The 22,233-nt window shown below is 41.8% G+C and carries 24 protein-coding genes and 1 pseudogene; 12 read left to right on the top strand and 13 right to left on the bottom strand.

The genetic code is table 11. The features are described 5' to 3' along the window. Positions 1–18: 18 nt before the first annotated feature. The 3 genes and pseudogenes from NLP_RS04085 to NLP_RS34010 form a co-directional block, all read right to left on the bottom strand. A complete protein-coding gene (locus tag NLP_RS04085) occupies positions 19–606 on the bottom strand; it encodes a TetR/AcrR family transcriptional regulator (protein WP_104905266.1) in 588 nt (195 codons plus the stop codon). A gap of 141 nt (positions 607–747) precedes the next feature. Next, entirely contained in the window at positions 748–885 is a 138-nt protein-coding gene (locus tag NLP_RS04080; protein WP_199784757.1) for a hypothetical protein, read from the bottom strand. Further along, positions 885–1,059: pseudogene (locus NLP_RS34010) on the bottom strand (NADH-dependent alcohol dehydrogenase); the annotation flags it as partial. The gene NLP_RS04080 and the pseudogene NLP_RS34010, both read right to left, overlap by 1 nt. Before the next feature lie 541 nt (positions 1,060–1,600). Here NLP_RS34010 and NLP_RS04075 point away from each other — a divergent pair. Further along, a complete protein-coding gene (locus NLP_RS04075; protein ID WP_104905265.1) occupies positions 1,601–2,398 on the top strand; it encodes a sulfite exporter TauE/SafE family protein in 798 nt (265 codons plus the stop codon). A gap of 57 nt (positions 2,399–2,455) precedes the next feature. On the opposite strand, the gene NLP_RS04070 is transcribed toward NLP_RS04075, so the two are convergent. Next, positions 2,456–3,118: a cadmium resistance transporter gene (locus NLP_RS04070; protein ID WP_104905264.1), complete on the bottom strand. Its 663-nt coding sequence runs from the start codon at positions 3,116–3,118 to the stop codon at positions 2,456–2,458. A 415-nt stretch (positions 3,119–3,533) separates the two neighbouring features. Here NLP_RS04070 and NLP_RS04065 point away from each other — a divergent pair, with 415 nt between their 5' ends. Then, positions 3,534–4,220, top strand: coding sequence for a cadmium resistance transporter (locus NLP_RS04065; RefSeq protein ID WP_104905263.1), 687 nt, complete (start codon positions 3,534–3,536; stop codon positions 4,218–4,220). Between the two features lie 395 nt (positions 4,221–4,615). Here the strand turns inward: NLP_RS04065 and cysK are convergent, their stop codons facing one another. Both cysK and NLP_RS04055 read right to left on the bottom strand, forming a co-directional pair. Then, complete coding sequence (gene cysK / locus NLP_RS04060) at positions 4,616–5,578, bottom strand: cysteine synthase A (RefSeq protein ID WP_104905262.1); 963 nt, start codon at positions 5,576–5,578, stop codon at positions 4,616–4,618. Positions 5,579–5,596: 18 nt separating this feature from the next. After that, on the bottom strand, positions 5,597–6,052 hold the full coding sequence (locus NLP_RS04055) for an RrF2 family transcriptional regulator (protein ID WP_234017202.1): 456 nt from the start codon (positions 6,050–6,052) through the stop codon (positions 5,597–5,599). Positions 6,053–6,292: 240 nt separating this feature from the next. On the opposite strand from NLP_RS04055, the gene cysE reads away from it, so the two are divergent. Next, positions 6,293–7,021 (top strand): serine O-acetyltransferase, encoded by a 729-nt coding sequence (cysE, locus tag NLP_RS04050; RefSeq protein ID WP_104905260.1) that lies wholly within the window; start codon positions 6,293–6,295, stop codon positions 7,019–7,021. 217 nt (positions 7,022–7,238) lie between these two features. Beyond that, positions 7,239–7,829 (top strand): Crp/Fnr family transcriptional regulator, encoded by a 591-nt coding sequence (locus NLP_RS04045; protein ID WP_104905259.1) that lies wholly within the window; start codon positions 7,239–7,241, stop codon positions 7,827–7,829. Between the two features lie 6 nt (positions 7,830–7,835). Here NLP_RS04045 and NLP_RS04040 read toward each other — a convergent pair whose 3' ends face one another. From NLP_RS04040 to NLP_RS04030, 3 genes are all read right to left on the bottom strand, one after another. Continuing rightward, positions 7,836–8,174 (bottom strand): NIL domain-containing protein, encoded by a 339-nt coding sequence (locus NLP_RS04040; RefSeq protein WP_104905258.1) that lies wholly within the window; start codon positions 8,172–8,174, stop codon positions 7,836–7,838. A gap of 352 nt (positions 8,175–8,526) precedes the next feature. Beyond that, positions 8,527–8,874, bottom strand: coding sequence for a hypothetical protein (locus NLP_RS34005; protein WP_234017201.1), 348 nt, complete (start codon positions 8,872–8,874; stop codon positions 8,527–8,529). A gap of 8 nt (positions 8,875–8,882) precedes the next feature. After that, the gene (locus tag NLP_RS04030) at positions 8,883–11,987 is read right to left on the bottom strand and encodes an nSTAND1 domain-containing NTPase (RefSeq protein WP_104905257.1); all 3,105 of its coding nucleotides are present in this window, start codon (positions 11,985–11,987) and stop codon (positions 8,883–8,885) included. A 251-nt stretch (positions 11,988–12,238) separates the two neighbouring features. Here NLP_RS04030 and NLP_RS04025 point away from each other — a divergent pair, with 251 nt between their 5' ends. Next, entirely contained in the window at positions 12,239–14,137 is a 1,899-nt protein-coding gene (locus NLP_RS04025) for an ArsA family ATPase (RefSeq protein ID WP_234017200.1), read from the top strand. A gap of 45 nt (positions 14,138–14,182) precedes the next feature. Next, positions 14,183–14,467: a hypothetical protein gene (locus NLP_RS04020; RefSeq protein ID WP_104905255.1), complete on the top strand. Its 285-nt coding sequence runs from the start codon at positions 14,183–14,185 to the stop codon at positions 14,465–14,467. A 197-nt stretch (positions 14,468–14,664) separates the two neighbouring features. On the opposite strand, the gene NLP_RS04015 is transcribed toward NLP_RS04020, so the two are convergent. Beyond that, on the bottom strand, positions 14,665–15,489 hold the full coding sequence (locus NLP_RS04015; protein WP_104905254.1) for a hypothetical protein: 825 nt from the start codon (positions 15,487–15,489) through the stop codon (positions 14,665–14,667). A gap of 185 nt (positions 15,490–15,674) precedes the next feature. On the opposite strand from NLP_RS04015, the gene NLP_RS04010 reads away from it, so the two are divergent. Beyond that, on the top strand, positions 15,675–15,968 hold the full coding sequence (locus tag NLP_RS04010) for a hypothetical protein (RefSeq protein WP_104905253.1): 294 nt from the start codon (positions 15,675–15,677) through the stop codon (positions 15,966–15,968). Positions 15,969–16,036: 68 nt separating this feature from the next. Here NLP_RS04010 and NLP_RS04005 read toward each other — a convergent pair whose 3' ends face one another. The 3 genes from NLP_RS04005 to NLP_RS03995 form a co-directional block, all read right to left on the bottom strand. Next, complete coding sequence (locus NLP_RS04005) at positions 16,037–16,438, bottom strand: hypothetical protein (RefSeq protein WP_104905252.1); 402 nt, start codon at positions 16,436–16,438, stop codon at positions 16,037–16,039. Positions 16,439–16,450: 12 nt separating this feature from the next. After that, complete coding sequence (locus tag NLP_RS04000; RefSeq protein WP_104905251.1) at positions 16,451–16,759, bottom strand: hypothetical protein; 309 nt, start codon at positions 16,757–16,759, stop codon at positions 16,451–16,453. Between the two features lie 209 nt (positions 16,760–16,968). Further along, positions 16,969–17,223, bottom strand: a complete 255-nt coding sequence (locus NLP_RS03995) for a gas vesicle protein GvpG (protein ID WP_104905250.1) — start codon at positions 17,221–17,223, stop codon at positions 16,969–16,971. A gap of 210 nt (positions 17,224–17,433) precedes the next feature. Here NLP_RS03995 and gvpN point away from each other — a divergent pair, with 210 nt between their 5' ends. From gvpN to NLP_RS03970, 5 genes are all read left to right on the top strand, one after another. Next, positions 17,434–18,606: a gas vesicle protein GvpN gene (gene gvpN, locus NLP_RS03990; RefSeq protein WP_104905249.1), complete on the top strand. Its 1,173-nt coding sequence runs from the start codon at positions 17,434–17,436 to the stop codon at positions 18,604–18,606. After that, on the top strand, positions 18,603–18,950 hold the full coding sequence (locus tag NLP_RS03985; protein WP_104905248.1) for a gas vesicle protein: 348 nt from the start codon (positions 18,603–18,605) through the stop codon (positions 18,948–18,950). Before gvpN ends, NLP_RS03985 begins: the two co-directional genes overlap by 4 nt. Beyond that, on the top strand, positions 18,937–19,371 hold the full coding sequence (locus NLP_RS03980; protein WP_104905247.1) for a gas vesicle protein K: 435 nt from the start codon (positions 18,937–18,939) through the stop codon (positions 19,369–19,371). The genes NLP_RS03985 and NLP_RS03980 overlap by 14 nt, the downstream gene beginning before the upstream one ends. Positions 19,372–19,407: 36 nt before the next feature. After that, positions 19,408–20,157, top strand: a complete 750-nt coding sequence (locus NLP_RS03975) for a GvpL/GvpF family gas vesicle protein (protein ID WP_104905246.1) — start codon at positions 19,408–19,410, stop codon at positions 20,155–20,157. A gap of 110 nt (positions 20,158–20,267) precedes the next feature. Then, the gene (locus NLP_RS03970; protein WP_104905245.1) at positions 20,268–22,103 is read left to right on the top strand and encodes an AAA family ATPase; all 1,836 of its coding nucleotides are present in this window, start codon (positions 20,268–20,270) and stop codon (positions 22,101–22,103) included. The last annotated feature ends 130 nt before the right edge of the window (positions 22,104–22,233 follow it).

Genomic DNA, 22,233 nt, shown 5'->3' with positions numbered 1-22,233 from the left:
ACTGCTCGGTCTGTTCAATTAAAGAGAAGTTTCCAAGTATTGAATCAGGTGATTAATTACCCTATGTATATGAATTGAATCTCCATAAAGCTTGCTGATCATTATGCCTCCTTCCAGTGTTGCGATGATGATGGTAGCGATTTCATCAGCACTCACTTCCGGGCGAATTTCACCCTTTTCAATTCCTTTTTCAATAATTCGACAAATTAGATGCAGCCAAGAGTTCATTGCTTGTTGAGCACGTTCTCGCAACGCCGGATGAGCATCATCACTTTCCACAGCAGTATTCAGCAGTGGACACCCTCCTTTGATCGGTGGATTTTCTGCGAAGGTACTAAACACCCCAATGATTGTTTGCAAACGTTCTACTGCGTGGTGTTTGCTTCGTAATGCAAATCTAGTATGCTGCTTAATGCGAGCGATCGCAAAATCAAAAGCCTGTAGTGCGAGATCGTCTTTGCTTTGGAAGTGATTGTAAATTCCTCCTTTCTGCAATCCAGTTACACGCATAATGTCTGACATTGATGAACCTGCATACCCTTGTTGATTAAACAGTTCGGCTGCTTGCTGAAGAATTCTGGTTTTTGTTTCTTCGCCTTTGGACATGACAGCGATTTTGATAGTAGGGAGTAGGGAGTTTATTGAATTGAAAATTGCTATAAATAAAATATTACCGACCGAATGGTTTGATAAAACTAGCATGATAGTTGCTTGCAAGTCAAGCTTTTTTAAACACTGAGTAAAGAACTAGGCATTGGCTATTCCCCAAACTCGCTCGGTATACTGTAAGAGTTTTTGCCATTTGCGATCGCGCCTAATTGTCAGGGTGCTATATAGCACAATAGCCAAAGTTTGACCACGATCTAAACCATACAGTGCTGTCAATTCTGTCCAGCCAATGTAGACTTCACCTGGTCATAGACGCCGTTAGCTTTGATGCTACCTCTACCATAAGTAATCAGGATTTTGGCATTTATCAGAAATTTCAGCAGCAATGTTGGCGATTTGACCTTTGCTAAACAGGATTTTGACTGGATTGCAAAAAACAAAATTTGGAATTATCCCTATGGTTATTAACTTGTAGGTAAATTTTTTAGCAACCAGTCCGTAGTGAGTTTGATGGACTGCGGTGTATTTTCCAGATAATTGAGCGATATACAACGCGAATACGCTGGACGTTTAATCATGCTTACTAGTAAAATACGGTAAGTGCATCGCCTTACGTGGTTTTATATGTCCAACCGCCGAAAAACCCAGTTAAAAGTTGAGTTTAGTAGAGCGACTGACCAATAAGCAGTTATCAAAGTCTGTTTCACCTAAATGCCAGTCGTTATGCTTACAAAAACTTCCACACAGGTTTTAAGTTGTCCAGGAATCCTTGAGAAAGACAATAACTTGTCATAACTAGCCCTGTCTAACACTGGGCTATAAGTTTGCCTGAGTTGCTGCTCTCTAGCTGCTCGTAGTTAAGTCAGTGAAAAGTTATTAAGGCTTCGTTTGGGGATTTAATCAACCCCTACCGACGCTGCTCACTTATAGAAGTGAGAGACTCAACAGGACTCTGATAACTAATAACTAATTGTTGAAACCCCCGAAGAGTATGCACTATTTATTACTACCGTTCTTAAGCTTTTTTGTTGGTATCATCGTTGGCTTGACAGGAATTGGTGGAGCGTCTCTGATCACCCCAATGTTGATTTTTATTTTTCAGGTTCCGCCTTCCATCGCTGTGAGTTCTGATGTTGTGGCCGCCACCTTAATGAAAATTGTTGGTAGTGTCAAGCATTGGGAACAGAAAACCCTTGACACAGAAGTTGTCAAATGGCTGGCATTTGGGAGTATTCCAGGCTCATTGTTCGGAGTGGGGATTTTGCACTTCATTAAATATACAGGTGAGTATAGCCTGGATAATATCTTGCTCCGTTTGCTTGGCGGGATGATTTTGCTAGTCACAGTGTTAGCACTAGTGCAATTGTTGTTATTGACTTTTTTCCCCAAATTTAATTTACCCGAACTGCCAAAGTTAGACTTAGAAACTAACTTTGGTCGATTTATGACAATTACTTTGGGAGCAATTTTAGGCTGTTTGGTTGGTCTAACTAGCGTCTCATCAGGTTCAATGTTTGCCCTAGTGCTGATTGGGTTTTTCCGCCTTGATGCCCGGAAGTTAGTGGGTACAGATATTTCACACGCAGCGATTTTACTGCTGTTTACAGCCCTTGGTCATCTGAGCTTGGGAACTGTTGATTGGAGTTTGGTACTCCCTATATGGCTAGGCTCTGTGCCTGGGGTGTTACTAGGTGCTAAAATCTGCCAAGTAGCTCCCCAGCGCCCACTACGGTTTATCATTTATGCCATTTTGATGATGGTAAGTTGGAAATTAGTTCATCAGGTGTAACCAATTTGAGATTTCCAATTGCAAATCCAGCATTCAACATCCAACATCCAATATTGATTAACCTCTTACCCAAGGTAGTAGAGTGAATGTGCCTCGTTCGTACATAATGAACAGACCCAAGCCAATTAACACAAAAGGTACAACAGCGTTACCGTAGCGACTTAAAATATCAGCAATAGTAGGTTGACGGCTTAAAAAATAAGCGATCGCACACCAAACCCCTACCATGATAAAAAATATACCTAGAATTACTCCCAAACTGGCAAGATTGTGACCTGCGAACAAAGGAATATATATACTAATATTGTCACCACCATTAGCGATCGTTACTGCTGCAACTTTATAGGTTTGGGGATGCAAAACACTCAAAATAAAAGACAATACTGGGTTAGTAGGTGTAGACTGTCTAAAATCACTACTGACTGTCTGAACTGTTATAGTTTCTTCTTTTCTAGATACTAATTGCTGAATACCAATAGCAATTGGTAACAATCCTAGCAATCCTATCCATTCTCGCTGTACAACCAATCCCCCAAAAAATCCTGGTAAGCTAGCGATGATAATGGCTGTAAAACCCAGATATTGACCAAGTAAGATATGCCGCCGCCGAAAGTTAACATCTACCTGTGAAAAAAAGATTAACAAGATAATGATGTCATCTATGTTAGTGGCGATGAAGGCAATTATCCCTTCACTGAAGGCTGTCCCTAGCTGACTCATGCTGGATTTTTAGAATCTACAATTTACCACCATACCAAATTCACTAATTCGTAATTCGTAATTATTGGGTTGAAGTCCCCCACAAAATTATATTTATTGGTGGTCTAGAAGAAAGTTGGGGTCTAAATTACCAACTAATTCAATTACAAATTATTTTAACCTTCTAGCACAACTAAGCTTTAAAATGACAAAGTAATTATCCTCACAAGTAAGCCGGCGGGAAAATTTACAAGTATGTAACCAAAAGTTAATCATAGTCATCATAGAAAACGGAATAATAATCGAAGTTATCCAACCCTAACCCCACAACCACCACAACAGCTTCCCTAGCCTCAAAACTATGGGAGGTTTGGAATTAGACTAAGTAATTCTTAAACAAGAAACCAAGTTTTAGTGATAAAAAAACCCAGGAAATATGAATGAGTTAGTTACTGCAATTACTACAGGGTCAATTGCGTTCATTGCCACTAATATTGATGATATTGTCATTCTATTATTGTTTTTTTCTCAAATAAATGCTAACTTTCGCCCTCGGCATATAGTTACGGGCCAGTTTCTAGGTTTTACGGTTCTGTTAATTCTTAGTCTTCCTGGTTTATTTGGTGGGTTAGTTTTATCAAAAAGCTGGATTGGATTACTTGGTTTACTACCAATGTCCATAGGTATCAGTAGCTTAGTGAATCGGGAAGAAGATTCATCAAAAGAAGTTGTAGCTGGAACAGAAGAAGGTGAAGCATCAACAATTCCTAGCTTCTTTTCTCCCCAAGTATATAGTGTGGCAGCTGTTACAATTGCCAATGGTAGCGATAATATTAGTGTCTATGTGCCTTTATTTGCTAGCAGCAACTTAGAGACTTTTTTGGTAATTATTGGATTATTTTTTCTATTGTTAGGAGTTTGGTGCTACGCTGCATACAAATTAATTAATAACAGAGTCATAGCTAATGTATTGACTCACTATGTTAATAATCTTGTGCCTTTTGTTCTTATCGGATTAGGCACTTTTATTGTATTAAAAAGTGAAGCTTTAAGTCCAATAAAGCTAGCTGCTAGTTGTTGCTGTTTAACAGTTTTGGTAAAAAATGATGTTGCTAGCCATTAACAACAAATAATTTAGGAGCAAAATTGAAGATGCTTTGTTTTTGGTTAGTAGTTAGAGGATTTTAGGCACTTTTATATCTCCCCTAACCCCCTTTTTAAGGGGAATTTAGAGGGATCTAGAACTTTTGATACCGACAAGTGGACTTTTAAAACATCCTCTAAGGTCAATTAGTGAAGCGATCGCTTATCACCATTGCGTATGCTTAACTTTTGTCAAATGATGATTTGCACTGTATATAGCGGTTCTCGTTTACGTGAGGTATACCCGTAAGGGCACGGCACTGCCGTGCCCCTACACCTCGCAATATAATGTTGTACCGCATCTGAATAGAAACCGCTATATATTGTGACTAATCAACTATCCAATAGGTCTAACACACGCTACAAAATCAAATATTAAACTTTACTCAACCACTCATTCTCCTCTGGGTCTTTGAATAGTGAGGTGCTGAGGTAGCGTTCGCCGAAGCTAGGCTGGATCATCACGATGAGGCGACCTGCATTTTCTGGCCGTTGTGCCACTTGAATAGCCGCGTATAAAGCAGCGCCAGTAGAAATCCCTGATAGCAATCCTTCTTCTTTTGCGAGGCGGCGGCTGTAAGCGATCGCTTGTTCATCCGCTACCTGAATCACTTCATCTACCACTTCTGAACGGTAAATTGCTGGGACAAATCCTGCGCCAATACCCTGGATTTTGTGAGGCCCTGATTTTCCGCCTGCTAATACTGGGCTGTTGCTTGGTTCAACTGCGATCGCTTGAAAACTCGGCTTCCGTTTTTTAATAACTTCTGCAACTCCCGTAATCGTCCCACCAGTACCCACTCCCGCCACGAGAATATCTACTTCTCCATCGGTATCATTCCAAATTTCTTCGGCTGTGGTTTCGGCGTGAACTTTCGGGTTAGCAGGGTTGCCAAACTGCTGTAACATATAAGCATTGGGCGTTTGAGCTACAAGCTGTTCTGCATGAGCGATCGCTCCTCGCATCCCTTCTACCCCTGGTGTTAACTCTAGTTGAGCGCCATAAGCTTTGAGCATAGATCGTCTTTCGTGGCTCATTGTGTCAGGCATCGTTAGAATGAGATGGTAGCCCTTGGCAGCTGCCACCATCGCTAGCGCAATTCCTGTATTTCCAGAAGTCGGCTCTACTAAAACAGTTTTTCCGGGGTGAATCAAGCCTGCTTCTTCTGCCGCTTCCACCATACTCGCGCCAATCCGGTCTTTCACAGAAGATGCTGGATTCATGCTTTCTAGCTTCACGACAATCCGAGCAACCGCTCCTGAAGCTTGGGGAATCTTGTTTAATTGAACTAAAGGAGTCCGTCCGATTAACTCTGTGATATCTTTTGCTATCCGCATGTGGGTACTCCGTGGTGTCTAAATATAATACATTGGACTCTGCTGGGCGCGAGTTTCTCTTTCCTCGCACAAGTCTTGGAGTGTATAACGACCCAAAACTTCAATTGAGGCAGCGTTAGCTTGCTCCCAAACTTCATAAACCAGAGTCTTTTCTAGAGTCGGAGAGTTAGAGGTATCTTTCTCTTTCCGTTCGCCTTCGACCAAAGTGACAATTTCAAGTATTGTAATCTGCCAAGGTTCACGAGCTAAAACGAAACCTCCTTTAGAGCCGCGTTGACTCTGCACCACACCAGCACGCCGGAGGTTAGTCAAAATTTGTTCCAGATAGCGTTCAGGTATGGGTTGCTTGGCAACGATCTCGCTCATGGTTAGAGGAAGTTTTTTCCCGTGGTGGCTTGCCAGTTCTAAGAGTGCTAGCAGCGCGTATTCCACTTTGGAAGACAGATCCAAGAGAGCGTAGTTTTGGCTATTCAAGACTGTACTCAATATACTACGGTGATTTGAGGGACTTATCGCAGTTTATGCGAAATTAATTTTTTTCAACTGTGGAATGTGATAGCATCCCACTTATTACCCACAAAAACACTATAATCTATCGACTTACCGTAGATTTTTATTTAACATAATTCCCATAAATAACTTGATCTTTCTGTGGGAATTATCCTGAGTTTCTGTTTTCAGAGCCTCACCTACCAACAAAAATCTCAACAGAGTATGCTACTAACTGATTTGCAAACCATTTTTGAGCGTGACCCAGCAGCCCGTAACTGGCTAGAAGTATTATTTTGTTACCCTGGACTTCATGCCCTAGTGTTTCATCGATTGGCACACTGGCTGCATAAAATTGGAATTCCCTTTATACCAAGATTCATCTCTCATCTTAGTCGGTTTTTAACCGGAATTGAAATCCATCCTGGGGCATTAATTGGTCAAGGAGTGTTTATTGACCACGGGATGGGAGTAGTGATTGGTGAGACAGCGATCGTGGGCGACTATGCCCTAATTTATCAAGGCGTCACCCTTGGCGGGACAGGGAAAGAAAGCGGCAAACGCCATCCAACTTTAGGCTCTCATGTAGTTGTGGGAACGGGTGCGAAGGTTTTGGGAAATATTCAAATTGGCGATCGCGTCCGTATTGGAGCCGGTTCTGTGGTGCTAAGAGATGTCCCCAGTAACACTACTGTAGTTGGGATTCCAGGGCGTGTGACTCGTCAGAACAACTTACCTACCAATGTTCTGGATCATGATAAATTCCGGGACGTAGAAGCTGAAGTAATCCGCGCTTTATTTGAACGCGTCAAGTCTCTAGAGAAACAGTTCGAGCAGTTGTCAGATCAATCAAGTTCGTCTCCAACTGAGCTAGGCGACGAATTAACCGACAACCCTAATAACAAAAACTCTGATGGGATAATTGAAGATTTTCTTGATGGTGCGGGAATTTAATTTAGGGAATGGGGCATTGGGCATTGAGAAGAGACAAGGTAGACAAGAAAGAGCGAGGAGATAAGGGAGAGACTTGTTCAATAATTCACCCTTGTCCCCCTTGTCTCCCTTGTCTCCCCTGCCCCTCTGCTCCCCTCTTTAAAATACCCATAGGTTCTTAGAACCTGATATAAATATAATACTACGGTTCATTTATCGGAGAATAGTTTTATATAATATGGTGTCTTTGTACACAAGCTTCTCTACTTCAAACAGTAACAATACTAAGCAACTTTTTGCCCGTAGGTCATTTCTACCAGAGCATTATAACGACCTTTGGAAGATTGAAACGGGTTTTGTAAGAACTTTTAGCTATCTGGAAGATGGTACAACTGTTGCTCTAGGATTGTGGGGGCCTGGAGATGTCGTTGGTAAGAGTTTGTCAAAATTAGAACCTTATCAGATGGAATGCCTAACTAAAGTGGAGGCAACAGTTTTACCTATAGAGGAGTGGACTGAACTAACAGAAACTCTACTTGCCCATATCCAACAGGCTCAAGAATTGACGATCATTCGTAGCCATAAAAAAGTCGATACTATGCTCATCAAGCTATTGGCATGGTTATCCAAAAAGTTTGGTTCGGAAGTTGAGAAGGGACGTTTAATAGATATGCGTCTGACTCATGAAGACCTGGCGGAAATGCTCGGTTCAACTCGTGTGACTATCACTCGTATTCTTGGGCAGTTTGAGCAAGAGGGCTTGATCGATCGTCTTTCTCTACATCGAATTGTGTTGCGAGAAGAAGAAATTTGGTACTATGAAATTTAAATTATTTCAGTAAAACCAACTATCGCCGTTAGCATTCGGCTTGCCCACAATTCTAATATTCAAGGATTCTAGGTAAGCTAAACCGCTAGAAATTTGTGGCACTGTTCCCCGCAGTTCAATGTCAAAGCATCCTTCTGCATCTGCATTTGGATGTAGCATAGCGTTGGTAATATTAACTACCAAGCCATAAGTAGAAATTAACTGCGAAATCACGGGCGCTTGCAGATAGCATTTGGGAATATGTATCCGCAGACGAATCTGAGTAACTTGGCTTTTTTCGTAAAATGAAGAAACCAGTGATAATCTGTTTTGGGAATTGGTTTTTTGGTTATTTAGTGCTGCCATTGGATAGTGATGATTTTATTAATTAGCGATCGCTATAAACGCTAGACAAATCCAACCATATCGGTAGTCACCAGTTAGTTTCTTCTTTCAGCAGCAATGATTTCACCTAGATCATTCGGCAATCAGTAACATTGCGTGTCCGTCAGGATCTTTAACTAAACAACCTTGGCGGTAAGAACTAGTACAGCGCGGCGGAAATAAACAACCCATTTCAAATCAACGAAACGTTTACGCTGTATTTCTTTTGACTTTTGACTTTTGACTTTTGACTTCCGCCTTGCGGTACTAGTGCTATCTGCAAATTGGACAATCCACGATGACACAAACTGAACCCCGTTCTGGCGCAGTATCTCTACTGTCTGCTCAATGTAATTGACGACAAGCTCAACTTGCACCCTCGCGATATCGTAACTTTTCCAATCACTCGGTATAGGACGGTCTTTTTCAGGCACTTGCTTTGCGAATCGCTGGGGATAGGTTTTCTCTCAACGTTGAAATACTCCATTAACTCGATGAGTTCATCTCCTAATCGCAAGGTGACAATGCGAATTTTTGCCCTAGTTACACCTTCTAGGTCGCTGTAATCCTGTCCTTCACCAATGATGTTAGAAACGAGTTCAAAGGCAAGTGCTTGCGTATAGAAATCAACAGAGCGATGTCTACGACGGGCTACGCCTACGCAGTTTATTACCCCTGTCACGGATGCGTTTACCGTGGGTTCTCTGTGGGTACTGATTGCCAAGCAAGGGGATGTTTCCAGTGTGATGTGAAATTAAGTTGAACTGCTTGGTTAAAGTCCTCCAAAGCTGCTGAAAAAGCTTTCTCTTTTAGCTTTGCTGCACCTTGATTGTTCAACTGTTTAGGGCATTGTGGATTCCATACATATTTTTGACAAGTTTGGTGGGCAATTTCTACATCACCGCCATTTTCAAGATTTTGAAAGACGGGATGATAATGTAACCTGTTGCAGCAAACTTGCAACCATTCTTGCCACCCACAGTTCCACAAGCGCACTGTTCCATCAAGACTACCACTGGCAATCAGTTTACCATCAGGGCTAAAAGCTGCGGAATTTACCCAATACTCATGCCCGCGCCAAGGTTGAGCGATCGGGTTGCCGTCAAGATCCCACAAGCGGATTGTCGAATCATTGCTGGCACTGACAATCCACTGACCATCAGGGCTAAAGGCGACAGAATTAACTTCTTTTTCATGCCCGCGCCAAGGTTGAGCGATCGGGTTGCCGTCAAGATCCCACAAGCGGATTGTCGAATCATTGCTGGCACTGACAATCCACTTTCCGTCAGGGCTAAAGGCGACAGAATTAACTTCTTTTTCATGCCCGCGCCAAGGTTGAGCGATCGGGTTGCCGTCAAGATCCCACAAGCGGATTGTCGAATCATTGCTGGCACTGACAATCCACTTTCCATCAGGGCTAAAGGCGACAGAATTAACTTCTTTTTCATGCCCGCGCCAAGATTGAGCGATCGGGTTGCCGTCAAGATCCCACAAGCGGATTGTCGAATCATTGCTGGCACTGACAATCCACTGACCATCAGGGCTAAAGGCGACAGAATTAACTTCTTTTTCATGCCCGCGCCAAGGTTGAGCGATCGGGTTGCCGTCAAGATCCCACAAGCGGATTGTCGAATCATTGCTGGCACTGACAATCCACTGACCATCAGGGCTAAAGGCGACAGAATTGACCCAATTCTCATATTTGCGCTGCGATCGCCCGATCACCCGATCTTGTAGTATTTGATCTAGCTCCCACAAACGCACAGTTTGATCGCCACCACTCACAATCAGCTTGCCATCGGGACTAAAGGCTAGGGAATTAACCTGTCCTTCATGTCCGTGCCAAGGTTGAGTGATGGGGTTGCCATTGATATTCCACAAGCGTATTGTCCGATCGCAGCTACCACTAATAATAAACTTGCCATCAGGGCTAAACGCTACAGAATTTACATGTCCTTCATGTCCGTGCCAAGGTTGACCGATGGAATTACCTTGGATGTCCCACAACCGCACTGTAGAATCACTACTACCACTGACAATAAACTTGCGATCGGGGCTAAAGGCGACGCAAATAATTTTTGCCTCATGTTTGTGCCAGGGTTGAGCGATGGTGTTACCTTGTAAATCCCACAAACACACCGTTCCGTCAAAACCAACACTGATAATACGATCGCCATTTGGGCTAAAGGTGACGGAAATAACTCCTTCCTTGTGTCCGCGCCAAGGTTGAGTAATGGCGTTACCTTCTAAATCCCACAAACACACTGTTCCGTCAAAACCAACACTGACAATGCGATCGCCATTTGGGCTAAAGGCGACGGAAATAATTCCTTCCTCATGTCCCTGCCACGGTTGAGTAATGAGATTACCTTGTAGATCCCATAAACACAAAATTCCGTCAATACTGCCACTAACAATAAACTTGCCATCAGGGTTAAAGGCTATACAATTAACCTCTTGCTCGTGCCCCAACAAAAATTGAGCAGTCGGATTGCCAATGATATTCCACAAGCACACCGTAGAATCACTACTGCCACTGGCAATAAACTTGCCATCAGGACTAAAGGCTACACAATTCACCTCTCCCTGGTGTCCGCGCAAGCTATTTGCCTCTGTGGGTGTGTTCATTGCTTCCTTTAAGCTTCCCAAAACAGAAGCTAGAAGCTGGTTTGGGTATTTCTCTAAATTCTCACCCATTGTTTGAATTGCCAACACCAAACCCTCTAGCGGTTGGACAGGAAGTAAATTCAAAACCCTGGCAGATTGCTCGCGCAGTTTTAATTCAGTCAGTGCAAGGTTTAACTTTTGAATTTCTTGTTCCTGGCGATCGTGCCATCCAACACTAACATTAATAAATCGATTAGCTTGTTCGCTTAAATAACCAAACGTTTGCTCTTTTATTTCTTTATAAGTCTTTGTCTTCAGAACCCGGTTTGCAATATTTTCCCTTTGCCACAGCACATCCAAGGTGTATGCCAGAAGTGGTAAATAATCATTTTGTTGGTGAAAATCATCAATAATTTGCTCAATTAATCCTTGTTCAAAGGTAACGCCATTTCTAGCAGCAGGTTCAGCGATCGCTAACTTTAATTCGCAATCGCTCATTCTAGTGAGTATAAGACTATAGCGATCGTGAATCTTTGCAAGTTGGGGATACTCACTAAATCTATCTAAAAAATCAGATCGCATTGTTAAAACAATTTTGACAGAGCTATCCTGCTGCTGGAACAGTTGAAAGAGACTAGCAACAAATTTATCGCGTTCCGGCTTCTGAGTTTTCGTAAACAGTTCTTCAAATTGGTCAATAAAAATCAGAACGCACTGATAATCTTGTTTGAGGAATGTGACAATTTTAATTAGCAAATCTTCTCTAATTTTTCGAGCTATATCGGCTATTTGCGATTTTTTCCCATAAGTAAAAGCAAGGCACTGATAAAGAGATTTAAAAGGATTTTCATCTGGATGAAAACTTATATTAATTAATGAATTTTTATTATATCCTAAATAAGGAATTAAGCCTGCCCGAATCAATGATGATTTGCCACTGTCTGATGCTCCTAAAAGCAAGAGTACATTATCTTTTTTTAAGCGATCGCCCAGATTAACAATCCACTCCTCCCGACCAAAAAATTTGTCTTTATCTTTAATTTCAAAAGTTTTTAGTCCTAAGTAGGGATCTGTTTTGAGTGGACAAGGATGAATGTCCTCAGACTTAATGTCAGAAAAAAAGTTGTATTCAGAAATACCTTGGACATTACACCCAATATTTATATCGCCTTCAGAACTGTTAACCATCTTATCTCCTTACCTTTGGACACCTCTGGCTAAATCTTTACCTCAGTTATAGTTCCTCGGCTAATCTTTGTAAGTACCTCAACAAAATTAATTACATATTCTCTTGTGAAGCTTTCCCTGTCGTCGCCCTATAGGATAGAAGTTTTGTAAATCCCATCTGTGAAAGATTAAGGTTTTAAATAGCCTTATTCAGCAAAATTACTTAAGTAAATTTCAAAAATATGTAGTAACTTTATCCTAAAACGCCGGAAATGACAAACGGGATGGAACTTTTTGATAATCTACACCTTGCTATGTTTAGCGGCAAAGGTGGAGTCGGAAAAACGACAATCTCCTGCACCTTTGCATGTGGTTGGGCGCAGAAATTTGCCAATGAGCAAATTCTTTTAATCTCAACCGATCCAGCTCACTCTCTTGGAGATGTCTTACAAGTTAGCGTTGGTGACATTCCTCGTCCGATAGCGGAACTACCCAATCTACGAGTAAGGGCGTTGGATGCAAAGCGTCTCTTACAAGAGTTTAAAGAACGTTATGGTCAGGTGTTAGAACTGTTAGTGGAGCGCGGTAGTTTTGTTGAAGGAGAAGACTTGCTTCCAGTTTGGGATTTAAATTGGCCTGGACTGGACGAGTTGATGGGCTTATTAGAGATCCAACGCCTTTTAAACGAGCAGCAGGTAGATCGAGTAGTAGTAGATATGGCTCCTAGCGGTCATACTCTCAATTTGTTTGCATTGATGGACTTTTTAGACACTTTCCTCCACTCTCTCGAACTGTTTCAAGAAAAGCATCGGTATATTAGCAAGACCTTTGCCGGAAGTTACACACCCGATCGCGCTGACGAGTTTTTGCAAACTCTGAAAGCTGAACTGTCCCAAGGTCGTCGTCTGCTTCAAGATCCCACCCATACAGCTTGTTTGTTAGTTGCGATCGCCGAACCAATGAGTTGGTTGGAGTCAAAACGATTTCTAGAAGCCTTACAAACCATGCAGGTTCCTTGCGGAGGGTTGTTTGTTAACCAAGTCCTTGCCAGTGCGACTGACCCAGATCGTTATCAAGAACAACAACCGCTTATCAGCCAGTATACGGCTCTTGCTAGCGGAAAGCCGATGTTTATTGTGCCACAACAAGATGAGGAGCCTTTGGGAATTGTAGCCCTGAAGCATCTGATCGACCAAATCCATATTCCTCAACTTGAACCGCCATCTCCTGTTCATCCACTCCCAATTCAATGGCCTGAAAAAATTCCTCCTAGCTTTGGAGATTTTCTAAGCAAAGGTCGTCGCCTGTTACTAATTGGCGGTAAGGGTGGAGTAGGCAAGACCACAGTAGCAGCTGCGATTGGTTGGGCTATGGCTCAACAATATCCTGAGCGTAAAATTCGCATGGTTTCTATCGATCCAGCCCACTCCTTGGGTGATGCCTTTGGTCTGAGTTTAGGACACGAACCATATCAAATAACTACCAATCTTCGAGGTCAGGAAGTGGATAGCGATCGCATTCTCGATCAATTCAGAGCCGATTACCTATGGGAACTGGCTCAAATGATGAGTGGCGAAACCCAAACAAGCGAAGCTATTGAAATGGCCTATGCTCCTGTTGCCTGGCGCAAAATTGTCGATCAAGCTTTACCAGGGATTGATGAAATGCTTTCCCTGTTAACAGTAATGGAATTGCTAGAGCAACAAGAAGAAGACTTGATTATTTTAGACACTGCTCCTACAGGTCATCTTCTGCGTTTTCTAGAAATGCCAACTGCATTAGCAGACTGGCTAGCTTGGATTTTCAAACTCTGGATTAAGTATCAGAATGTCCTTGGTCGTACAGAGTTTATGGGACGTTTACGAATTTTGCGACAGCGCGTGGTCAAAGCCCAAAAAGTGCTAAAAGACCCACAACAAGCAGAGTTCATTGGGGTTACGCTTAACCAAGCTAGTGTAATTGCCGAGCAACAACGCTTGTTCAAATCTCTGCAAGAAATGGGTGTGAGCCAAAATTACCTTGTTCTCAACCGCTTTACTTCTACAGCAACGATTAATTGCGATGACTGCAAGACAAATTTTCCAGGTTTGACAATGGTTCGCTTACCTGTGCTTCCTCGCTCAGTTCAGCCTTTAGAACGCATCCAAGCAGCAGCCGGCTGTTTATTTTAACGGCTAATTAGACTAAATACTTTCATACCCAAAGAGAAATTTATTATGCATCGCACTCCAAACCGCAGACAAATTCAAGCCAAACTTAGCACCATGCCTCCTCAACGTTCTCAAGCAACAGTTTACTTAAATGCTTACAAAATGATGTTAGAGAAGGAGCGTTTAGAGGAGGAACTAGAGAAACTCGAAGCACGCCGACATCAGATTCAGCAGCGTCTTGCTATTTTAAATAGTCAAACAATTCCTGAAGAGAACATAACCCATCAGCAAGCAAAGACTGACTTGGAGGACAATACACCAAAATTCAAAACCTTAACATTGGAATATTAAGTAATCCTTCACGAGAAAATCTCTTTCCTCCAACAGGAAACCTACAGTGTACACAAATAATTTAATCACTCCAAATCCTTCAGAAGTAGGGTGTGTTATGCCGTAGGCTAACGCATCATCCTAAATTTTCGGTGCTTAGGACTAAAGTCTATAACTCACCCTACCGAATCTAAATATGTTTCTATTGCTCAAAGTAACTAAAAACGGGAAAGAATTTCTAATATCATTGTCTCAATCTCAGGTAGTACTTCTTGAAGATAATCATGCTCCTTACCTGCGTATTGCATTAGTTTGAAATCGGCTCCAATCTTTTGCAGAAAATCTATGATTTTTTCAGGCTGTCGGGCATCCAGGACGTACCAGCAGATGTTTTTCAGTAATGGGTAGAGATCGTCTCTATGTTCAAATCTGCAAAGCGATAAATTCCACCCACTTTTTTCTAAAATGTTAACAAAAATACACGCTGTGACTCTGCCGAAAATAGTTTTCAAATTGATATCTACATTGGGTTCAGCCGCTATAACAAAATGAGTAACTAAGCAATAACCTTGCAAATCTCTTTGATAAGACACTACGTTTTCAGTTATACCTGATATGCCCTGTGCTATATAGGCTTTAACCTGATGTCCAGGTAATCCGCGCAATTGCTTACCTAGACTATCAATGTATAAGCCATTTTGATCTCTAAAAGCCATGCGACTGCCAAATCCTGGAGAGTTGTAATTATCTGCTATGCTTCCCAGGTGTAACTTCTTACAGTGATGAGATTGATCGTTGATTAAGATTTTGAAGTGAAACTTATTGCTGTCTCTATCAAAAAATATTGAAGTACCTTCTAAAAAAGCTAAATTAAAGTCTGAAAATAAACTTTCTGCAAATTCATGATGAGAAAATCCGGCTATATATGTAATGAAATTACTTTCAGCCTCAGAGAATTCTCGCCTACATAAAAGCACCTCCCTAAGTAACTCAACAGTTGGTCTTCTACACTGATTAACTAGTTCTGCAAATTTCTGATGCACTGTGTATTTCTTGCGCTATGCGTCTCTAAGTACTGCGTCCTTACTAAATCCCCTAAATTTGTTTATGGGGATTACCTTCTGCTACGGCAGTTGCTTTATGCGGGGAAGATGACATTAAGCTAAAAGGTCGAAAATCAAGAATCAGTATATAAAATTGTACAATAATTAATAAAATTATTAAGTATATGCTTGAATTTAATATCCAGCCACAGGCTGGTGGATGGTTTATCTTCCCGGAAAATGTTGGTTGCAAAATATATCAACCGCTTGACTATCCATCAAAAATAATTGATGGGTGTGATGCTTGCCATATTGAAGTTTGTGGCTGTGAAGTCTCATTTTCCTATGAAATGCACGGCATTCATGTTGTTTTCGAGTCGGGTATCATAACAGAAGAAACAGCTTTTGCAATTGTTACATCAATCAGTAATCGTTTAGCAACCATCACAGGACAGTCAACTGTTATTTATGAAAGTTAAGTACAAACTAAGAAAGGTACATCACGTAACAAGAATATTTTTGGCGAAAGTCCCCTTCTCAAATGTAATTAGCCAGATCGCTTCACAAGGAATGAAGAATCGACATCTAAAAGCCAATTCTCATCAATAAATTCTAGATTTTCATCATAAACAAGAACCAATTCACCAAGTTTTTGAGCATTGCTACTTGCAGTTTTCGTATTATCAACAGCATCAGCTATGAGCAAAAACTTTAGTTGTAAAAAACGTTCTTTGTGAGCAACGCCTATTGAACTACTAACTAATTCGGCTTTTAGGGTACGAGGTAACGTAATTTTCTCATAATATTCATCTTGTTCATCCCAATAGCCACACACTTTATAATCACACTGGTCAAGATGTTCTTGAACAAGAAGATTAGCATCTAAACTTTGTAATATTTCAGTTAAATCTTGCCAAACTTGATGATTTTTTAATTCGAGTCTTGTCATAGTTATCTGGGTTTAATGTTCTGTTACCAAACCAGGGAAGTGCAATATACCATCAATGAATTTTGCATGAAATCGGCGGTCGCCACCTTTACCTAAGACTTTAGATTTCAAATCGTAGCCAGATTCTTGGGAAGCCACCAACCCAACATTACCGCGAGGAGGTACAAGCCCTTTCTCAATGGCTTTTAAATGTTTCCCCTTCTGCTCATATTTTAATCCCAGCTTTATTTGTTCACTGCCAAATGAAACTAGCAGACCACTGATTGAAAGATATACAGTATCAGGTTGAATATCTGCCCAATTATCGGGTAAAGCTTCCATAGTAGGCATAGCCGAGACCCTTAGTTTTGTTAGGTATTTTTAGTCTCGGCCTTTTTTTATCACTTTTTCACCGATTCTCAATCAATCGTAGCGATTGCTGGCGTACACATCCAGTTGTGCAAATCGATACTTAGCAGGATTTTCGCCTTTTTCCTACCGTCGAACTCACGTTAGTTAAAGCAATAAATCACACAAGCTAGGAAAGAATTTCAATACTCTTGTGTTTGATCGCGTTCTTGCTGTTCTGCTTCCAGAATTGCTAATAAAAGAGCTTCTTCCTGAATTTCAAACTCTTTTTCAGGAATTTCTCCCATATCAAAAGCAAGTTGGAGTGCAAGAAGTTGCTTGCTGAGATTTTCTTTATCATCAATTTCAGTATTCGCCTGTTCTAAAATTTTTTCCCCAAGCCACGTTACCCCCATTAATGGGCCAGTAATCGGTAATAGTAAGAAGCGCAGAACCATATTATTTACACTCGTGTGGATTTATTAAGCTATCCTCGCAAGACCGTAATTATGCTGATGACATAGATATTAAACATTACTAGTCTTGTGTTGATGCCAAAATGCGTTGGATTTGAGTCCAGTTAAGGCTGATTGACATCTGTATTTGATATTTATGATGTAAAAAAAATTACTCTGGCATAATCTTACTATTTAGGAGGAACTTATAGTTTGACAACTGTATTAAACGCATCTCCGCAGCGATTTGTCAATACACCTGCTGTTCAACGCATTGCTCAACGTGCTTTGCGCTATCTACAGTCAGGTTTTTCAGTACATTTACGTGGTTCAGCCGGAGTCGGAAAAACTACTTTGGCAATGCATCTAGCTGATCTGCTCAACCAGCCGATCATCCTCTTATTTGGAGATGATGAGTTTAAAACCTCAGACTTGATTGGTAATCAATTAGGTTATACCCGTAAAAAGGTTGTTGATAACTTCATCCACAGCGTTGTCAAAGTTGAGGATGAACTCCGACAACACTGGGTTGATGCACGATTAACCCTAGCTTGTAAAGAAGGATTTACGCTGGTTTACGACGAATTCAATCGTTCGCACCCGGAGGTAAATAACGTTTTACTCTCCGTACTTGAGGAGAGGTTGTTAGTATTGCCAACAAACCAACATCGAGCCGAGTATATCCGGGTTCATCCTCAGTTTCGGGCAATCTTAACATCAAATCCTCAAGAGTATTGTGGAGTCCATGCAACTCAGGATGCTTTGATGGATCGTGTTATTACCATCGATATGCCTACACCTGATGAACTGACTCAGCAGGAAATTGTAGTTCATAAAACAGGCATAGATTCCGAGAAAGCAGAAGGAATTGTCCGCTTAGTACGGATGTTTTGGAGTCGATCTGGCTCTGGGCTGGGCGGTGGATTGCGTTCCTGTCTGATGATTGCCAAAATCTGCCACGAACATGAAATTTCCGTAAACCCTGGAGATCCTTGCTTCCAAGATATTTGTGCCGATATCCTGCTTTCTCGCACGAATCAACCTCTCATGGAAGCAACTCGGGTACTGGAAGAGGTTTTAAGTGAATTGTATCATAGTATAAATACTCAATCTCAGTCGGCAGAGATAATACCAAACAATCAAAATCAGATTGTATTGGAACAACGAGTACCTTACGAGCATGAAGTCTACAACTACCTGTGTAATTCTCCGGGAAGGCGTTTCTCTGAATTGGCACTAGAATTAGGGATCGATCGCAGTCAAATTGTGGCTGCACTTAAGTCTCTCAGAGAGCAGGGAGTATTAGTACAAATGCAGGGCAATGCCGATCTGCCGAACGTATCACAAACAGTTGCTTTTGATTCTAGCCATTTAATAAACAAATGAGTACTAATACTAATCGGGGAGTTATCACAGCAACTCAGGGTTCTAGCTTGGCAGATATTTTAGAACGGGTTCTGGATAAAGGCATTGTTATAGCAGGAGATATTTCTATTTCCGTAGGCTCCACAGAACTGCTCAACATCCGAATTCGTTTGTTGATTTCTTCTGTTGATAAAGCCAAAGAGATTGGAATTAACTGGTGGGAAAGCGACCCCTATCTTAATAGTCAAACTCGCACCTTATTAACAACTAATCAACAACTTCAAGAGCGTGTTGCCAGTCTAGAAACAGAACTGCGATCGCTCAAAGTACTCAATCCTAATAATCATCAGAATGCAGGCGATTAGCAAATCAAAAAATTCCGATTCCGGGCTAGCACCATTGTTATTGACGGTTGTCGAGCTGATACGCCAACTCATGGAAGCTCAGGTGATTCGGCGAATGGATGCTGGCACCCTCAACGACTATGAGCTAGATCGAGCTGCCGAAAGCCTGCAACAGCTAGAACAACAGGTTGTTAAGCTTTGCGAGGTATTTGATATTGACCCAGCCGATCTAAATATTAACTTGGGTGAAATGGGAACTTTACTTCCCCAATCTGGAGGATACTACCCTGGCGAAACCTCTAGTCAACCCTCTATTCTAGAACTCCTCGATCGCCTATTAAATACGGGTGTTGTGGTTGAAGGTGACTTGGACTTAGGAATAGCTCAGTTAAGCTTAGTTCATGCCAAGTTAAGATTAGTACTCACTTCTAAACCCCTGTAACTTTTTTATCTACATTCTTCTTGGTAAGACATTGTTATGAGTTATGGCTTTTACATTTATGGAATTTTGACCTTACCTGCTCCACAAAACTTAAATTTACAGGGCTTAGATCGGCAACCTGTACAAATTAAAATTTTGGATGATTTTGCAGTAATTTACTCCGAAGCACAGCAAGAGCGTTATTTGGGCAGTCGTCGTAACCTGCTAAGTCATGAGAAAGTCCTTGAGGAGATCATGCAAGCAGGCGATCGCAATTTACTCCCCGTGCAATTTGGACTTTTGGTTTCCAGCTGGGAAACTGTTTCACAGCAATTAATTCGTCCTCATCAAGAAGAATTAACACAATTACTTGCAAAGTTATCGGGTTGCCGAGAAGTGAGTGTCAAAGTTTTTTGGGATACCGATGCAGAAATTCAGGGACTATTGGCAGAACACCCAAATCTCAAAACCGAAAGGGATAAGCTAATAGGTCAACCCCTGAGTATGGAACAAGCGATCCAAATAGGGCAAACCATCGAACAGGGAATGAACGATCGCAAGCAAGGCATCATAGATGTATTTCAAGGCACGCTCAACTCCATTGCGATCGATGTGGTGGAAAATACTCCCCAAATGGACACAATGATCTACAATTCAGCCTACCTAATTCCTTGGGAAGCAGAATCACAATTTAGCGAACACGTTGAAGCACTCGATCGTCAATTTGAAGACCGTTTGCGAATTCGCTATAACAATTTCACTGCCCCGTATAACTTTGCTCGTCTGCGATTATTCAATTCCAACTGATTAATTCCTCTCCCTGTTGAACAGCAATAAAAATTGAGAATCAAAAATTATTGAAACTTTTAATTTTTTGGAAATTAAATTTTTCTCTGTCTTTTATTTAAGTAAAATCAATGGACGATATATTTAAAGGATTTGAACAGCTATTAGAAATTGCCAAAGCTTTAGAAGAAAAAGTAGAGAAAGGGGAGTTAAAAACTTCTATTCAAATTCAGTCTCATCATCTCAGTAGTATTCCCCGGCAAGGCAATATTCCGAGAACAAGTAATTCCAGCCGAGTCAGATCCAATTCCACCGTTGGCACCACCGATACAGGTACACCAACGGATGATGCTGATGTCAACCCCCCATCAACTCGGACGAACTCAAAAGATTCTTGGCAAGATGTCGGTGGCTTGGCTGATGTTCTCAAAGAAATCAGAGAGTTAGTTGAAATTCCACTTAAACGTCCAGATTTATTAGTGAAATTAGGGTTAGAGCCTCCGCGTGGGGTTTTGCTAGTTGGCCCGCCCGGTACGGGAAAAACTTTAACAGCCCGTGTTTTAACAGAAGAATTAGAGTTAAACTACATTGCCATCAATGGCCCAGAGGTGATGAGCAAGTATTATGGGGAAGCAGAAGCTCGTTTGCGAAGTATTTTTGAGAAAGCAACTCGTTCTGCTCCCTGCCTGATATTTATTGACGAAATTGACAGCCTTGCCCCAGATCGCAGCCAAGTGGAAGGTGAAGTTGAAAAAAGACTAGTGGCGCAGTTGCTTGGGTTAATGGATGGGTTTGCCAAAACCGAGGGCGTACTTGTATTAGCGGCAACAAATCGTCCCGATTATCTCGATCCGGCGCTTCGTCGTCCGGGACGCTTCGATCGCGAAGTTCATTTTCGGGTTCCCGATCGCGATGGACGATTGGAAATTCTCATGATTTTGACAAGTGCCATGCCCTTGGAGACTTCAGTGAATTTAGGAGCGATCGCTGATTTGGCAGTCGGTTTTGTCGGTGCCGATATTAAAGCTCTTTGTCAAAAAGCAGCCTACATTGCCCTTCGTCGTCAAGTCCCCTCGCTCAACAGTCCCATTCCTGAGAACATGACTATCATGCAGCAGGATTTTCTCGAAGCAATTAAGGAGATAAAACCCTCAGTTCTCAGGGATGTAGCAGTTGAAGCACCAAGTGTCAGTTGGGATGACATTGGTGGTTTGGATAACGTTAAACAAAAACTTCAAGAATCTGTTGAGGGCGCACTCCTCTATCCCGAACTATACGAGCAAACCAAAGCCAAGCCTCCCCGTGGGATTCTGTTGTGGGGACCGCCTGGAACAGGAAAAACATTACTTGCAAAAGCGATCGCTTCCCAAGCTAGAGCCAACTTTATTGCTGTGAATGGCCCGGAATTACTCAGCCGATGGGTAGGTGCCGCAGAACAAGCAGTCAGAGAACTCTTTCGCAAAGCTCGGCAAGCAGCTCCTTGCGTTGTGTTTGTAGATGAAATTGATACCCTCGCACCAGCACGGGGACGATTCAGTGGTGATTCTGGAGTTAGCGATCGCGTTGTCGGTCAACTGCTCACCGAACTGGATGGGTTGCATGAATGCCCGAAAGTACTGTTAATAGGAGCAACCAATCGTCCAGAAACGCTCGATCCTGCCTTGCTCAGAGCGGGAAGATTGGACTTACAAATAAAAATCGATCTACCAGATCGAGCCAGCCGATTAGCGATTTTACGAGTTCACAATCTAGATCGTCCCCTGGTTGATGTCGATTTAGAAACCTGGGCGACAGTTACCGAGGGTTGGAATGGGGCAGACTTGGCTTTGTTGAGCAATCAAGCTGCTTTAAGCGCAATTCGTCGATACCGCGCCCAGGGATTGAGTGACTCCAGCCTGATTCAGATTACAAATGATGATTTCCAAGTTACATACCAAATGCTTGCTAATCAGCATCAATCTCAATAAAGGACAGAATGCAAAAGGAAGAGGTAAGAATTTTCATGCTTGATTGTGCCAAAACTAGGCATGAATAGCTTACTTGAAAAAACGCAGAAGTTCAGAGCGGAAGCTACTTAAGTATAACGGTGCAAATAAA

The sequence above is a fragment of the Nostoc sp. 'Lobaria pulmonaria (5183) cyanobiont' genome, from assembly GCF_002949795.1.
In the GTDB taxonomy this organism is placed as follows: Bacteria; Cyanobacteriota; Cyanobacteriia; order Cyanobacteriales; family Nostocaceae; genus Nostoc.
The sequence above is the reverse complement of the archived record's forward strand: the minus strand, read 5'-3'. Positions and strand labels throughout refer to the sequence as shown.